This window comes from Devosia sp. A449, assembly GCF_054489375.1.
In genome coordinates this window covers 627,438-641,758 of sequence record NZ_JBTMWU010000001.1, presented here as the reverse complement: position 1 = coordinate 641,758, position 14,321 = coordinate 627,438, and the positions used below count along the sequence as shown (strand labels likewise).

12 protein-coding genes are annotated in these 14,321 nt (G+C 62.7%); 1 reads left to right on the top strand and 11 read right to left on the bottom strand.

The features are described from left to right. Nucleotides 1-112: 112 nt before the first annotated feature. The 7 genes from ACX3OW_RS03135 to ACX3OW_RS03105 all read right to left on the bottom strand — a co-directional run bounded on the left by ACX3OW_RS03135 (nucleotide 113) and on the right by ACX3OW_RS03105 (nucleotide 9,129). Complete coding sequence (locus ACX3OW_RS03135; protein ID WP_459094279.1) at nucleotides 113-2,368, bottom strand: ATP-binding cassette domain-containing protein; 2,256 nt, start codon at nucleotides 2,366-2,368, stop codon at nucleotides 113-115. Between the two features lie 321 nt (nucleotides 2,369-2,689). Next, on the bottom strand, nucleotides 2,690-3,742 hold the full coding sequence (locus ACX3OW_RS03130; protein WP_459094278.1) for an ABC transporter ATP-binding protein: 1,053 nt from the start codon (nucleotides 3,740-3,742) through the stop codon (nucleotides 2,690-2,692). A 10-nt stretch (nucleotides 3,743-3,752) separates the two neighbouring features. Beyond that, entirely contained in the window at nucleotides 3,753-4,838 is a 1,086-nt protein-coding gene (locus ACX3OW_RS03125) for a Gfo/Idh/MocA family protein (protein WP_459094277.1), read from the bottom strand. After that, nucleotides 4,835-5,851 carry a Gfo/Idh/MocA family protein gene (locus ACX3OW_RS03120; RefSeq protein ID WP_459094276.1) on the bottom strand — a complete coding sequence of 339 codons (1,017 nt, stop codon included), beginning with the start codon at nucleotides 5,849-5,851 and terminating at the stop codon, nucleotides 4,835-4,837. The genes ACX3OW_RS03125 and ACX3OW_RS03120 overlap by 4 nt, the downstream gene beginning before the upstream one ends. A 154-nt stretch (nucleotides 5,852-6,005) precedes the next feature. Then, on the bottom strand, nucleotides 6,006-6,893 hold the full coding sequence (locus tag ACX3OW_RS03115; RefSeq protein WP_459094275.1) for a carbohydrate ABC transporter permease: 888 nt from the start codon (nucleotides 6,891-6,893) through the stop codon (nucleotides 6,006-6,008). After that, nucleotides 6,886-7,833, bottom strand: a complete 948-nt coding sequence (locus ACX3OW_RS03110) for a carbohydrate ABC transporter permease (protein WP_459094274.1) — start codon at nucleotides 7,831-7,833, stop codon at nucleotides 6,886-6,888. Before ACX3OW_RS03110 ends, ACX3OW_RS03115 begins: the two co-directional genes overlap by 8 nt. Before the next feature lie 3 nt (nucleotides 7,834-7,836). After that, nucleotides 7,837-9,129 (bottom strand): ABC transporter substrate-binding protein, encoded by a 1,293-nt coding sequence (locus ACX3OW_RS03105; protein WP_459094273.1) that lies wholly within the window; start codon nucleotides 9,127-9,129, stop codon nucleotides 7,837-7,839. A 459-nt stretch (nucleotides 9,130-9,588) separates the two neighbouring features. On the opposite strand from ACX3OW_RS03105, the gene ACX3OW_RS03100 reads away from it, so the two are divergent. Continuing rightward, a complete protein-coding gene (locus ACX3OW_RS03100) occupies nucleotides 9,589-10,512 on the top strand; it encodes a LysR family transcriptional regulator (protein WP_459094272.1) in 924 nt (307 codons plus the stop codon). On the opposite strand, the gene ACX3OW_RS03095 is transcribed toward ACX3OW_RS03100, so the two are convergent. The 4 genes from ACX3OW_RS03095 to ACX3OW_RS03080 are packed head-to-tail and all read right to left on the bottom strand — an operon-like array spanning nucleotide 10,509 to nucleotide 14,293. Next, the gene (locus ACX3OW_RS03095; RefSeq protein WP_459094271.1) at nucleotides 10,509-11,174 is read right to left on the bottom strand and encodes a TetR/AcrR family transcriptional regulator; all 666 of its coding nucleotides are present in this window, start codon (nucleotides 11,172-11,174) and stop codon (nucleotides 10,509-10,511) included. The genes ACX3OW_RS03100 and ACX3OW_RS03095 overlap by 4 nt on opposite strands. Beyond that, nucleotides 11,143-12,669, bottom strand: coding sequence for a tripartite tricarboxylate transporter permease (locus tag ACX3OW_RS03090; RefSeq protein ID WP_459094270.1), 1,527 nt, complete (start codon nucleotides 12,667-12,669; stop codon nucleotides 11,143-11,145). The genes ACX3OW_RS03095 and ACX3OW_RS03090 overlap by 32 nt, the downstream gene beginning before the upstream one ends. A gap of 9 nt (nucleotides 12,670-12,678) precedes the next feature. Next, nucleotides 12,679-13,200 (bottom strand): tripartite tricarboxylate transporter TctB family protein, encoded by a 522-nt coding sequence (locus ACX3OW_RS03085; RefSeq protein ID WP_459094269.1) that lies wholly within the window; start codon nucleotides 13,198-13,200, stop codon nucleotides 12,679-12,681. Between the two features lie 58 nt (nucleotides 13,201-13,258). Next, nucleotides 13,259-14,293 carry a Bug family tripartite tricarboxylate transporter substrate binding protein gene (locus ACX3OW_RS03080; protein ID WP_459094268.1) on the bottom strand — a complete coding sequence of 345 codons (1,035 nt, stop codon included), beginning with the start codon at nucleotides 14,291-14,293 and terminating at the stop codon, nucleotides 13,259-13,261. Between the last annotated feature and the right edge of the window lie 28 nt (nucleotides 14,294-14,321).

Sequence of the window (14,321 nt, the reverse complement as noted above, 5' to 3'; positions counted from 1 at the left end):
CCCGGCCTTGAGCCGGGATCCATCCTGAAATGGATTCACCGGCACAATCTCAGGATGGGCCCCGGCTCAAGGCCGGGGTGACATTGTGGGTGGGACGATACCCAGCCCGCCCCTACACCCGCTTGGCCAGATGCTGCCCGGTCAACGAGCCCTTGGCCTTGACCAGATCGCCCGGCACGCCTTCGAACTGCACGCGGCCGCCATCCTGGCCGGCGCCGGGTCCCAGATCGATCACCCAATCGGCCCGCGAGATCACGTCGAGATTATGCTCGATGACGATCACTGAGGAACCGGCATCGACCAGCCGGTCGAACAGCCCGATCAGCGTATCGACATCATTCATATGCAGGCCGGTTGTCGGCTCATCGAGCACATAGATATTGCCCTTTTTGCCCAGCTCGGCCGCCAGCTTGAGGCGCTGGCGTTCGCCGCCCGATAGCGTCGATAGTGGCTGGCCCAGCGTCAGATAGCCCAGCCCGACATCGTCTAGCCCCTTGAGGATCTTGGCGATGGCCGGCTCGGTGAAAAACCCCACCGCGTCGTCGACGCTCATCTCATAAACTTCGGCAATCGACTTGCCGCGCAGATGGTGTTCCAGCACCTCGGGCAAAAACCGCTTGCCCTCGCAGGTCTCGCACACCGTCACCATCGGATCGAGATGGGCCAGATCGGTATAGATCACCCCCAGCCCGTTACAATCGGGACAGGCGCCCTTGGAATTGGCCGAGAACAGCGCCGCATCGACCCCATTTTCCTTGGCGAAGGCCTTGCGGACCGCATCGAGAATGCCAGTATAGGTGGCGGTATTGGAGCGCCGCGAGCCACGCGCCAGATTCTGGTCGATGATGATGGTGTCGGGATAGGCACTGGGCAGGCAGCCCTGGATCAGGCTGGATTTGCCGGAGCCGGCGACGCCCGTTACGGCGGTGAGCACCCCTTTGGGAATCGACACCGACACGTCCTGCAGATTGTTCAGCTTCGCGTGGGCGATCTTCAGTTCGCCGGTGGGCTTTCGCACCTTGTCCTTGATCGGCTGATGCTTCTGCATGTGGTTGCCAGTCAGCGTGCCGGATTTGAGCAGGCCGGCATAATTGCCCTCATACACGACCTCGCCACCCTTGGAGCCGGCATAGGGCCCCATATCGACCACATGGTCGGCAATGGCGATCATGTCGGGCTTGTGCTCGACGATCAGCACCGTATTGCCCTTGTCCCGCAGCTGTTCCATCAACCCGGCCAGCCGCCCCACATCGTGCGGATGCAGCCCCACCGAGGGCTCGTCGAACACATAGGTGATGTCGGTCAGCGAGCTGCCGAGATGGCGCACCATTTTGACGCGTTGGCTTTCGCCGCCCGACAGGGTGGAGCTTTCGCGGTCGAGGCTGAGATAGCCCAGCCCGATGGTGACGAGGTTTTCCAGCCGCAGTGCCAGCGCCTCGAGCATTGGCCCGACCTGCGGCGCGGTGATGCCGCGGATCAGTTTGGCCAGCTCGCTGACCTGCATGGCCGAGAGCTGGGCGATATTATGCCCCTCCACCGTGCTGGCCAGCGCCTGCTGGTTGAGCCGCGCACCCTGGCAGACCGGGCAGACGGCGCGGGTGAAGATGCGGTCATATTCGGCGCGAACATGGGGCTGCAGCGTTTCGGGGTCCTTGCTGCCCAGCCCCTTCTTCAGCTTGGCGACGACGCCCTCATAGGTGAGGTTGATCTTGCCCACCTTGATCTTGCGGCCGTCATCGAGATGAAACAGCATCTCGCGCTCTTCGGCGCTGAAGTCCTTGATCGGCTTGTCGACATCGAACAGGTCGGCGCCGAAATAAATCGCCGACCACCAGCCATCGACTTCAAAGCCCTTGGGCAGCAGCGCGCCTTGCTTGAGCGATTTGGTCTCATCGACCACGGCGCTCATATCCATCGCCGCCACCTGGCCGATGCCTTCGCAATCGGGGCACATGCCGCGCGGGTCATTGTAGGAATAGAGCCCCGGCGAACCCAGGCGCGGTATGGCCAGCCGGCTGAACAGCACGCGCAGCATCTGCGCCGCATCGGTCACCGTCGCCACCGTCGAGCGCGAATTGCCGCCCAGCCGCTGCTGATCGACAATGATCGCCGCCGAGATATTTTCCAGCTGGTCGGCGTCGGGCTGGCCGTAATGCGGCATGAATTGCTGCACGAAGGCCGGATAAGTCTCGTTGATCAGCCGCTGGCTTTCCGCCGCGATGGTGCCGAACACCAGCGACGACTTGCCCGAGCCCGACACCCCGGTGAACACGGTGATCTGCCGCTTGGGAATATCGAGGGAAACCGATTTGAGATTATTCTCGCGGGCGCCGCGAATGATGATCGAACCGTAGAGCGATGAAGTCACGCGATGATCCTCTGGTCTGGGGCGGCAGGGACGCAGTTTTAGTCGGTCACGGCGCAGCCGCCAACCCGCACACTAAAGCCACCCCGCTGACATGACGCGTCAGCAGGGTGGCTTTCGACAGGCTTGTGGATTTTTGGTTTTTTGAGGGTGGGTGAGCCTCACCGACCCCGTGGGATTGTCCAACCCGGACTGCCATCGAGTGTCTGGCCCCACCCCACCCTCATTCCCTCCCCATCAGAGGGGAGGGAGGCGCAGGTTGCGATGGCAGTGTTCATCGTCTCCCTCCCCCTTGTGGGGAGGGATCAAGGGTGGGGGTGCCGCTTAAATCGATAGTCCCTCGGCATTGAACAGATGCAGTCTTGCCGGGTCGAAATGCACGCTGACGGTGGAACCCAGTTCCACCGGCCGCTGGCCTTCGAGCACGATATTGACCGGCTGGTTGTCGGCGGTGGTGGCATAGACCACCGTCTGGCCGCCGAGATTTTCCACCAGATCGACCCGCACCTCGGCCAGTTTGACCCCGCTGCCTTCGGCAATTGTGATATGCTCGGGGCGAATGCCCAGGGTCGTCGCGCCCGCCACCGCCCGCTCCAGCGTCAGGCTGTTGCCGGCCACGGTGAGCGTTGCCCCATCCGCCTTGGCGCTGAGGAAGTTCATCTTCGGGCTGCCGATGAAGCCGGCGACGAACAGGTTCTTCGGGTTGTTGTAGAGTTCCAATGGCGCGCCGGCCTGCTCGATAACGCCACTGCGCAGCACCACGATCTTGTCGGCCATGGTCATGGCTTCCACCTGATCATGGGTCACATAGATCATGGTGTTGCCGAGGTCATTATGCAGCTTGGCGATCTCGACCCGCATCTGCACCCGCAGCTCGGCGTCGAGGTTACTCAAGGGCTCGTCGAACAGGAAGATTTTTGGCTCGCGCACGATGGCGCGGCCGATGGCGACGCGCTGGCGCTGCCCGCCCGACAGGGCCTTGGGCTTGCGCTTGAGCAGCGGCTCGATCTTGAGGATTTCCGCCGCTTTGGCCACCCGCTCGGCGATTTCGGCTTTCGGCATGCGCGCGGTTTCGAGGCCAAAGGCCAGGTTCTGATAGACGCTCATATGCGGGTACAGCGCATAGGACTGGAACACCATGGCGATGCCGCGCTTGGCCGCCGGCACGTCGTTCATGCGCTGGTCGTCAATCAGCAGATCGCCGCCGGTGATCGGCTCGAGGCCGGCAATCATCCGCAGCAAGGTGGACTTGCCGCAGCCGGACGGGCCGACAAATACGGTGAACTCGCCCGGGTCGATATCGAGATCGATGCCGTGGATCACTTGCGTGTCGCCATAGGCTTTGACGATCTGCCGAAGCTGAATGCTGGTCGCCATGGTCAATCTCCTATGCGGTCCGGAACTGCGCCGGGACCCAGCTTTCGTAGAGCACATGCCCCGGGCCGATCGGCAGGACAACATCCTCGCCGGTAGCCGATGAATGATAGAACGCCGTCACCAGTTCAAGCGAACGCCGTGAATCGGTGCTGGTGACCGGCAGCTTGCCAGCCCCCGTCAGCGCGTCATGGAACCGGGCCATCTGGGTCTGGAACCGCGATGGCACATGCTGCCAATCCTTGAGCAGCGCGTCGATGGAAGCAGCCGTTTCCGGATTGCGCGGCTGGATGCTCCACAGCTTCTCGCCGGGATTGTACGCCGCGTGGTCGCTCTCGAAGGTGACGTTTTCAAACGCCAGGCGAATGCGGGTGGTGTCGTCGGCCGCGCCCAAAGTGGCGGTGAAGCTGGCCAGGGCGCCGCTTTTCATCACCAGCGAGGCCGAAATGGTGTCTTCCACCTCGATCGGATTGACGCGCGTGGCGACCCGCCCGAAGACGCGTTCGATATCGCCCATCAGATAGGTGAAGAGGTCATGCGGGTGGATGGCATGGCCCATCAGCACGCCGCCCAGCTCGGTCGCCCATTTGCCGCGCCACGGCACGGCATAATAGGGCGCGTCGCGGCGCCACAGCGTTTCCACCGTGCCCATGAAGGGCTTGCCGGCAATGCCGGCATCGATGATGGCCTTGGCCTGTTCGATGCCATTGCCGAAGCGATATTGGAACACCGGCATCAGCATCCCCTTGGAGAGTTTCTCCTCGGCGATGACCTGATCGACCTGCGCCAGCGAGCCGACCAGCGGCTTTTCGCAGATTACATGCTTGCCGGCGCGCAATGCCGCCATGACCATGGAGAAATGCAGCCCCGGCGGGGTGCAGATATCGATGATGTCGATATCGTCCATCGCCAGCACGTCGTCAAAACTGGTGCTGCGGCCGGCAATGCCGAACTCATCGGCGACCGCGTTCAGGCGCTCTGCATTGAGGTCGCACAGCACCTTGACCTGGAACTTGTCGGCATTGGGCAGATAGCCCTCGACCACATGGCTGCGGCCGATGCCGACGCCGATAATAGCAACGTTGAAGACGCGACTCATTGGGCCCACTCCGTTCCCACTTCGGCCTGGGCCTGCGCGGTCAGCGCCAGCTTCATGGCGTTAAAGCAGCGTTCGCGCGGCATGGCGGTCTCGGTGCGGTCGCGCACGTCAGCCAGGAAGTGGCGGCCGAAAGGCAGGTCGACGGCGCTGCAATCGATATGCTGCACACCCTTCTTGTCGACCAGGAACAGATGGTTGTCGCCGGGGCGGCCGGCGATATCGACATATTTGCGCAGCTCGATATAGCCCTCGGTGCCCAGAATGGTCAGGCGACCATCGCCCCAGGTCGGCAGCCCCTCGGGGGTCATCCAGTCGACGCGGATATAGCCGGTGGTGCGCGCGGTGCGGACATGCACGTCGCCCACATCCTGCAAGCCGGGACGCTCGGGATGGTGGCGGTTGAACACGCTGGACGACACCACTTCGCCATCCATGGCGTTGGAGAAGAACAGGAACTGCTCGAACTGGTGGCTGGCGATATCGGTGAGGATGCCGCCATAGCGCGTGCGGTCGAAGAACCAGCCCGGGCGATTGTTGAGGCGCAGCGAATGCGGCCCGAGGCCCACCGTATTGACCACTTCGCCAATGGCGCCGGCGGCGATCAGATTGCCGGCTTCCACCGTGGCCCGCACTTCGAAATGCTCGGAATACATGATCGAGAAAATCTGGCCGGTTTCGGCCTGCACGCGCTTGATCTCGTCGAGCTGGGCGAAGCTGGTCATGCCCGGCTTGTCGGTCAGCACATCCTTGCCATGCTGCATGGCGGCAATGGCGATGGCGGCACGGTCAGCCGGAATGGCGGCGGTCACCACCACCGCGATCGCCTTATCTTCCAGGATGGCGCGCGGATCGGCAACGCGCTTGGCCTGCGGATATTTGGCGCCGAACAGCGCGGCCAGATCGTCTTCCACGGCGTGGAAGGCCACGAACTCGGCCCCGGCCTGCACCAGGCAATCCACCTGCCCGTAGATATGGTTGTGATTGATGCCGATGGCGGCGAATTTGATGGTCATGCGAGAATAGTCCCGTCGGTAATATCTGTGTTCTGCCTCCCCTCCCCCTTGCGGGGAGGGGTCGGGGGTGGGGGTCCATCGGTGGTCACAAAGCCGACCCCCTCCCCGGCCCTCCCCTCAGGGGGGAGGGAGCGCCAACCATAGCCGTCTTGCATCACCGCTTCATTCCGGTGGTCGCGATGCCTTCGATCAGCAGGCGCTGGAAGAACAGGAAGAACAGGAAGATCGGCACCAGACTGAGCACGCTCATGGCGAATAGTCCGCCATAGTCGCTCATGCCGGTACTGTCAGTGAAGGTGCGCAGGCCGAGCATGACGGTGTAGGTCTTCATTTCGCTGAGATAGATCAGCGGCCCGAAGAAATCGTCCCAGGTCCAGATGAAGGTGAAGATGGCGGCGGTGGCCAGCACCGGCATGGAGAGCGGAATGATGATCTTCCAATAGATGCGCCAGGGTGAGCAACCATCCATCTGCGCCGCCTCGTCCAGCTCCTTGGGCAGTCCACGGAAGAATTGCACCATCAGGAAGATGAAGAAGCCATCGGCGGCGAGAAACTTGGGCACGACGAGGGGCAGGAAGGTATTGACCCAGCCGAGCTGGCGGAACAGCACATATTGCGGGATCAGCGTCACCTGATAGGGCAGCATCAGCGTCATCAGCATCAGCGCGAACCAGAAATTCTTGCCGCGAAACTGCAGCCGGGCAAAGGCAAAGGCCGCCATCGAACAGGCGATGACATTGCCGACCACGCTCAGCCCCGCAATGATGAAGCTGTTGGTGAAGAACACGCCAAAGCTGGTGCGCAAGCCGTTCCAGCCCCGCACATAGGCGTCGAGGCTCCAGGCCGAGGGGATGATGCTGGCCGAGGTGAAAATCTCGTTTTCCGGGCGGAACGAGGCGGCCAGCAGCCAGAGCAGCGGATACAGCATCAGCACCGAGGCGCCGAGCAGGCCGACATGGGTCAACACCGAGAGCAGTTTGCGCTGGGTCGGGGTGAGGGTCCGCAGCCCGACAACGGTCAGTTTGTTGGGGGCGTCAGTCATCGTAGTGCACCCAGTATTTGCTGGTCAGGAACGAGAAGGCGGTGAACGCCCCGACCAGCGCCAGCAGCACCCAAGCCAGCGCCGAGGCATAGCCCATGCGGAAGAAGCCGAAGGCCTCCTGGTAGAGGTACAGCGTATAGAACAGGGTCGAGTTGATCGGGTTGCCGGTGCCGCCGGAGATGATGAAGGCCGGAGTGAAGCTCTTGAAGGCCTCGATGGTCTGGATGATGGCGTTGAAGAACACCACCGGGGTCAGCAGCGGCAGGGTGATCTTGAGGAACTGGCGGAACTTGCTGGCGCCATCGAGACTGGCCGCCTCATACATGTCCTGCGGAATCTGTCGCAGACCGGCGAGGAAGATGATCATCGGCGAGCCGAACTGCCAGATCGACAGCACGATCAGCGTCCACAGCGAATATTGCGGATTGGAAATCCAGCTCGGGCCATCAATGCCGAACATGGCGAGGAATTTATTGACCAGGCCGTCGCCGGCAAAAATCTGCCGCCACAGGATGGCAATGGCGACCGAGGCGCCGAGCAGGCTCGGTAGATAGAACAGCGCGCGATACAGCGGCAATCCGCGAATGCCGCGATTGAGCAGCATGGCCACCGCCAGCGCGAAGGCGAGCTTGAGCGGCACCGAGAAAATGACGAAGAAGGTGGTCACCCGCATCGACGCCCAGAATTTGGGGTCGTTGGTGAACATGCGCATGTAATTGTCGACGCCGGTCCAGCGCGGGGCGGTGAGCAGGTCGAAATGGGTGAAGCTCAAATAGAGCGAGGTCGCCATTGGCCCGACCGTGAGCCCGATGAAACCGATCAGCCAGGGCAGCAGAAACAGATAGCCCGGGGCATCATTCTGCCAGATCCGGGCCCAGAGCGAGGGCGAGGCCGCGCGCTCCCTTTCGGGAGCGCCCGATTGAAGGGAGCGCGCGGTCATATCTTAGCTAGCCCGTTCGAGAATGGCAGTGGCTTCGGTGACGAAGTAGGCACCGGCATCCTCGGCGGTGCGGGCGCCGAAAGCGACTTCCTGGCTGAGCGTACGCAGCAGCGAGATGTCGATTTCACCAGCAGCGGCCGGCGGCGGCGGGGGCAGTGCGCCAAGCAGATCGCCCAGATTGGCCACGAAGTTCAACGCAATCTGGTTGGCTTCGTCCAGCGTCGGGGCCACGGCGTCACGCACCGCGGCCGAGCAGGGAATGCCGCGCTCAACGCCGAGAATCTTGCCGGCTTCCGCATCGTTGATGAAGAAGTTGAGGAATGCAGCGGCAGCTTCCTTATTGGCCGACGAGCCAGCCACCGAGAAGAACATTGAGGGCTTGCGGTAGTGGCCGCCGCCGACGCCGGCTGCGAGGCGGGGGTAGCCCACCATATCGAGGCGATCGGGAATGATCGCCTGGTAGCCCACCAACTGGTTGGAGTTGGACGGCATCATCGCCGATTTGGCGCGCACCAGCGGCGTGGTTTCCACGGCACCGGTATCGATGGCCTGCTCGTCCGGCGCGATGATGACACCAGCCGCGCGGAACTCATTCCACATGGCGAACCACTTGACCATTTCGTCGGCCCCGAAGCCCAATTTGCCCTCGGCGGTATAGAGCGCCAGGCCCTGCTGGCGCAGCCAGTTGTCGAGCATCGGTTCGGTGCCCGACGAGTCGTTCATCATCTTCATGCCGCCACGGACATTGGCAGCAGCAAAGGCCGCACCCTTTTCCAGGATGTCGGCATAGGTCCAGGCATTGGTCGGCGCTTCAATACCGGCTTCCTCGAAAGCAGCGGTATTGATCAGCGTGGCCACGGAGTTGGCGCCCAGCGAAATGCCATACAGCTTGCCGTCGACCTTGCCGCCTTCGAGCTGGTCGGCGTCGAAATCGTCGAGCTTGAGCACGCCGCCGACGAATTCATCGAGCGGGGCGATGGCGTTGCGCTTGGCGTATTCAACGATGTAGCGATAATCCATCTGGATCAGATCGGGGGCGTTGCCGCCGGCGGTCTGGGTGGCCAGCTTGGGCCAGTAGTCGTTCCAGGCGAGAAATTCGCCCTCGATGGCACCGCCATTGGCGCCGGTATAGAGATCGGTCACGCCATAGGTGCGGTCGGCACGAGCCTGGCCGCCCCAGAAGGTCAGACGCAGATTTGCGCCTTGGGCCCAGGCTGGCATGACGCCGGCGGCGCCCGCAGCGACGAGCGCTGAACTGCCCATCAGAAACTGACGGCGGTCGATACGAATAGTCATTAGGTTTCCTCCCAAGAACTTAGGTCGTTCCATTCCGGAACGTGTGTGACCGCAGCCTCCCCGCCGCTAAATCACCAACCAGTTACATACTCCGCACTGCTGGATATCGATGTCAACAGCCCGAAGTCACGTTTTTCGTCGGCTACTTCCTATATCGTTTGCGCAAATAACCGACTGGTTACGACATAGCACACAGATTCGGCGCAAGGCAATCACTTGTATGGAAGATGCGGGCAGTCGGTGAATGCCGGGTTACGCCCCATGCAAGCACCGCGCTCCAAGCCCGGATTTCGGCGCTTTCAGCCTGTTCAATGCTGTCAGGCCCTCCCTTTTTTACTGCCTTTCAGCGGCAGATCGGGTCTTGTTGAGCAACAGAGTGGCGCAGTCTCGACCAAAAGAAAAATACGAAATATCCTCTCCATTATAGATTGTATCTATGGCACGAGAGGAAGCGCCGGCATGGACAAGCTGCTCAACCAATTCCTGGCGGTGGCCGAAGCCGGCAGCATCACCGCCGCCGCTACGGCGCTGTTCGTCACCCAGCCGACCCTGACCTTCAACATGCGCAAGCTGGAGGAAAATCTCGGCGTGAAGCTGCTGATCCGCACCCCGCGCGGGGTAGCGCTGACCGAATATGGCGAAACGCTGTATCAGAACGGCCGACTGATGCGGCGGCTCTATGACAATACGCTCAGCGCCATCGCCCACCAGCATGGCCGCACCGAGCAGGGCCTGCGCATCGGCTCGGGCTATTCCTGGTGGTCGTTGTTCATCCGCGACATGGTGCTGGATTATTCGCGCAGCCATCCCAATGCCCGCATCCATGTCAGCCTCGGCAACCAGCTGCGCTGCATGGACCAGTTGCTCAGCGGCGACATCTCGCTCTTCGTCGCCCATGAGATCGACGGTCTCAATCGCAGCACCGGCGCCGAGCTGGTGCCGCTGACCCGCGTCGGCCAGGGTTATTTCGTGCGTGAAGGCCATGCCCTGCTCAGCCGGCCGCGCAGCATCGCCGAGATCGAGGCCTATCCGGCGGTCAACAGCTCGATGCCCGAAATCCGCCACCAGCGCTTTTTCGAGACCTGGGGCCGCAGCCCCTCGGGCAGCGCATCGTTCGATCAGGGCAATTATGTCTTTGCCTCCAATTCGCTGGCGGCGTGTCTCGACTATGTGGCGCGCACCGATGCGGTGATCGGCCATACCGAGGTGATGCAGGACGAATTCATCCGCCGCGGCCTGCGCCGCATCAGCGTCAGTGAACCGACCCGGCAAAGCCTGATTGGCATCTATGTGCTGCAGGAACGCGCGGTCGAGCCGCGCATCGCCGAGCTCATCGCCCAATTGCGCAGCGCTGCCAGCAAGGTGCTGCCAGCGCTGGACTAGGCCGGCTTGGTCCGCAGATAGTCCACCACCATCTGCACCGCTTGGGCTTCGCGTTCCTGCACCATGTCGATGCCGCTGAGGTCGCGGGCAAAGATCACCGACAAAGTCGCCATGTTGGAGACATAGAAGAAGCCCAGCGCGGCGATGGAGATATAGAGCTGCACCGCATCGACATCGCGGCGAAAAATGCCGGCATCGGCGCCGCGCTCGACAATGGTGGTAATCTGCCCGACCAGCGGCGAATGCAGGTCTGGAATATCGGGCAGGGTCTTCAGAAACCGCGCATTCTCGATATTTTCGGCGTTGAGCAGGCGCGGAAACCACGGATTGGCGAGGAAGTGGCGGAAGGTGAAGCGCACCAGCCGGTCCATGGCGTCGACCGGGCCGAACTGGTCGAGGCTGAGCGCCCGTTCGCCGCGGCGAATCTCCTGATAGGCGTCGAGCAGCACCGCCCGGTACAGCACTTCCTTGTTGCCAAAGTAGTGGTAGAGCAGCCGCTTATTAGCCCCCGCCAGCGCGGCTATGGCATCGACCCGCGCGCCCTCGAAACCGCGCTCGGCAAATTCGGCGCGGCCGGCCACCAGAATGTCCGCCTTGGTCTTTTCCGAGTTGCGCGCGCGCCTTGGCGCCTCAGCCTTGAGGCGAGGCTTTGGCGCGGCCACGGGGGATGAGGGCTCTGACACGCTTGGATACCGCCGGAATGGACATGAGGATGGTGAAGGTGATGATCAGGCAGATAACAGCACTGATCGGACGGGTAAAGAACGGGCTCGGATCGCCATTGGTCAGTTGCAGCCCGCGCCGCAGATTGAGGTCGAGCAGGTCGCCCAGCACAATGCCCAGCACCAGCGGCGCCATGGGGAATTTCATTTCCCGCAGCAGGAAGCCGACAACGCCGAAGAACAGCATGACATAGACGTCGAACATGCGCTGGGTGATGGCGAAGGAGCCGACCACGCAGAGCACATAGATCACCGCCATCAGCCGTTCGCGCGGCACCATCAGCACCTTGATGAACAGCTTGGTCAGCGACAGGCCGAAGATCAGGTTGGCGATGGTCGCCAGCAGCAGCATCGCCACCACCTGGTAGAGGAAGACCGGGTTTTCCACCATCAGCATCGGGCCGGGGCGGATGCCGTGAATATACATGGCCGCGATCAGCACCGCCGCCGCCGCCGAACCGGGCAGCGCCAAAGTCAGCGTCGGGATCATGGCGGCGGACACCACCGCATTGTCACCGGTCTCGGCAGCGATCAGCCCTTCCTGGCTGCCCTTGCCGAACATTTCGGGGTTTTTGGAGAATTTCTTGGCCGCCGCATAGGAGGTCCATGAGCCGACGTCTTCGCCGACGCCGGGGATGATGCCGACCAGCGTGCCGATAACGCCGGAGCGCAGGATGGTTTTCCAATATTGGAAAATCTCCTTGAAGGTCGGCACCACCCGGTCATTGACCGAGACGATGTTGGCGACGGCGCTGCGCTTCATCGAGGAGAGGATTTCGGCCAGCCCGAAGGCGCCGACCATGGCCGGGATCAGGTCGATGCCGCCACCCAGCGCCTGAATGCCGAAGGTGAAGCGCTGATGGGCATGCAGGGTTTCCATGCCGACCATGGCGACCAGCAGGCCCAGAATGCCGGCGATATAGCCCTTGAGCGGGGTATCGCTGCCGGTCATCTGGCCCGAGATCACCACGCCGAACAGCGCCAGCCAGAAAAATTCATAGGAGCCGAATTTGAGCGCCGCTTCCGACAGGACCGGGGCGATGATGGCGAGAAAGAAAATCCCCACCATGGTGCCCAAAGTCGAGGAGGTGGTGGCCAGCCCCATGGCGAGGCCGGCCTTGCCCTGCAGCGCCAGCGGATGGCCGTCCAAGGTCGCCGCCGCATTGGCGGGGGTGCCGGGAATATTGAGCAGGATGGCGGTGCGGCTGCCGCCATAGATGGCGCCGAGATAGACGCACATCAGCGTCAGGATCGCCTGATCGGGCATCATTTTATAGGTCAGCGTGACCAGCAGGGCGACGCCCATGGTGGCGGTCAGCCCGGGCAGAATGCCGATGGTGACGCCGAGCAAGGTCGCCCAGGCGACGTTGAACAGCGACCCGGGGGTCATGAAATGGCCGATGCCCTGGCCCAGCAGCAGGAGTCCGTCGAACATGGGGTGCTCCTAAGGCAGGCGAATGAGGAAAATGCGGGTGAAGGCGTAGGCAATGCCGCCGCCCGCGACCACGGCGACGCCCAGCGCCCAGAGCGCGCTGCGCAGCAGCGGAATGGGCTGATCGGCCAGTACGGTTTCAAACAGAATGATGAAGGTGAAGATGAACAGCATGGCCGCCAGCCAGAACGGCAGCCAGCCCACCAGCACCAGGGTGAACACCAGCGCCAGTCCCAGCACCGCGCCAACGCGGAAGGCCTGCCAGCTCACCAGCAATTGCGCGAGGCCCCGCCAGCCGTCCGGCGCTTCGATGCGCCAGGAGCGCCAGGCGAGCAGCCCGCCCAGCAGGGTCAGCACCGCGCCCAGAATCATCGGCACCAGGCCCGGAATGGTCGCGGGATTGATGCGGCGCGCTTCCAGCCGGGGCATGGTCCAGCTCATATAGAACACCGCCAGACCCAGTGCGACCAGCACAATGGCCGCCACAAGATCGGCGCGGGCGCGAACCCCCTGTTCGTCGGGCTGGATAGTCATGTTTGGCATTTCCTTGGCAAAAATTGCGGGCGGCAGCGAAGCACCGCCCGCATGAGGCTTATTTCATTTCGGTGCGGGTTTCGCAGTCGATGCCGATGGTCGAGGGATCATTGACCGCCTCGCCGCGCAGCACGGCGTCACAGGCTTCCAAAATCACCACCGGCATGGCCAAGGCGCGGGCTTCGGCGCCATAGGCGGGGGAGAACACCGCGCCGAAGGTCTCGGCATAGGTTTTCACCGCTGCCGAATTGGCCACCTGATCGGCCCAGATCTTGTCGAGCGTGGCGATCACTTCGTCCGGCACGCCGGTCGGCACGAAAATGCCGAAATAATCGGGCGCCAGTTCCATTTCCGGCAACCAGTCGGTGATCGGCGGGATCGGCTCGACGCCGTCAAGCAGCAGCGGCTGGTTGGACAGCACGGCCAGGGCGCGCAGGCGGCCACCACGGATCAGTTCGGTCTGTTCCACCGCCAACTGGGTGGTCACCATGGCCTCGCCGGCTGCCGCAGCAATCGCTGCCGGCCCGCCGCCATCATAGGTGATCATGTTGAAGGGGAAGTTGTCGGCCGCGCCGCTCAGCGCCCCGATGGCAGTACCGCCCGAAGAGGTGATGCCCGCCGTGGCCACGGTCACTTCATTGCCGCGTGTCTTGAAGGCTTCCAGCAGCTCGCCGAAATCCTTGAACGGGCTGTCGGCAGGGACGCTGACCACCGGCACGTTGGCGACCGACAGATAGATGTGCCAGTCGTCGATATTGGTGTCTTCCAGCAGGCCGGTCACCGCATAGGTGGCATTGTTGGCGATGGCGTTGGCGGTCCAGGTATAGCCGTCACGCGGGGCGTTCAGCACTTCCTGGGTGCCGATGGCGCCCGAGGCGCCCGGCTGGTTGACCACCACCACATCGACGCCCAGCGCTTCGCCCAGAATCGGTGCGGTGACGCGGGCGATCTGGTCGGTCGAGCCGCCGGCGCCCCATGGCACGATCAAATTGATCGGGCGGTCGGGTTTCCAATCCTGCGCGGCGGCAAAAGATGTGCCCAGCAACAGCGCCGAGGCGCCCCCCGCCAGGACAAACAGCAAGCGTCTGTTCATCGCATATCCTCCCTAGATGCATCTGGTC

What these genes read in the sequence shown, in the direction of transcription:
- ACX3OW_RS03125 (WP_459094277.1), bottom strand. Translation starts at nt 4,838, where the DNA reads ATGAGTCGCGTCTTCAACGTTGCTATTATCGGCGTCGGCATCGGCCGC.
- ACX3OW_RS03100 (WP_459094272.1), top strand. Translation starts at nt 9,589, where the DNA reads ATGGACAAGCTGCTCAACCAATTCCTGGCGGTGGCCGAAGCCGGCAGC.
- ACX3OW_RS03105 (WP_459094273.1), bottom strand. Translation starts at nt 9,129, where the DNA reads ATGACTATTCGTATCGACCGCCGTCAGTTTCTGATGGGCAGTTCAGCG.
- ACX3OW_RS03090 (WP_459094270.1), bottom strand. Translation starts at nt 12,669, where the DNA reads ATGTTCGACGGACTCCTGCTGCTGGGCCAGGGCATCGGCCATTTCATG.
- ACX3OW_RS03120 (WP_459094276.1), bottom strand. Translation starts at nt 5,851, where the DNA reads ATGACCATCAAATTCGCCGCCATCGGCATCAATCACAACCATATCTAC.
- ACX3OW_RS03115 (WP_459094275.1), bottom strand. Translation starts at nt 6,893, where the DNA reads ATGACTGACGCCCCCAACAAACTGACCGTTGTCGGGCTGCGGACCCTC.
- ACX3OW_RS03080 (WP_459094268.1), bottom strand. Translation starts at nt 14,293, where the DNA reads ATGAACAGACGCTTGCTGTTTGTCCTGGCGGGGGGCGCCTCGGCGCTG.
- ACX3OW_RS03130 (WP_459094278.1), bottom strand. Translation starts at nt 3,742, where the DNA reads ATGGCGACCAGCATTCAGCTTCGGCAGATCGTCAAAGCCTATGGCGAC.
- ACX3OW_RS03110 (WP_459094274.1), bottom strand. Translation starts at nt 7,833, where the DNA reads ATGACCGCGCGCTCCCTTCAATCGGGCGCTCCCGAAAGGGAGCGCGCG.
- ACX3OW_RS03085 (WP_459094269.1), bottom strand. Translation starts at nt 13,200, where the DNA reads ATGACTATCCAGCCCGACGAACAGGGGGTTCGCGCCCGCGCCGATCTT.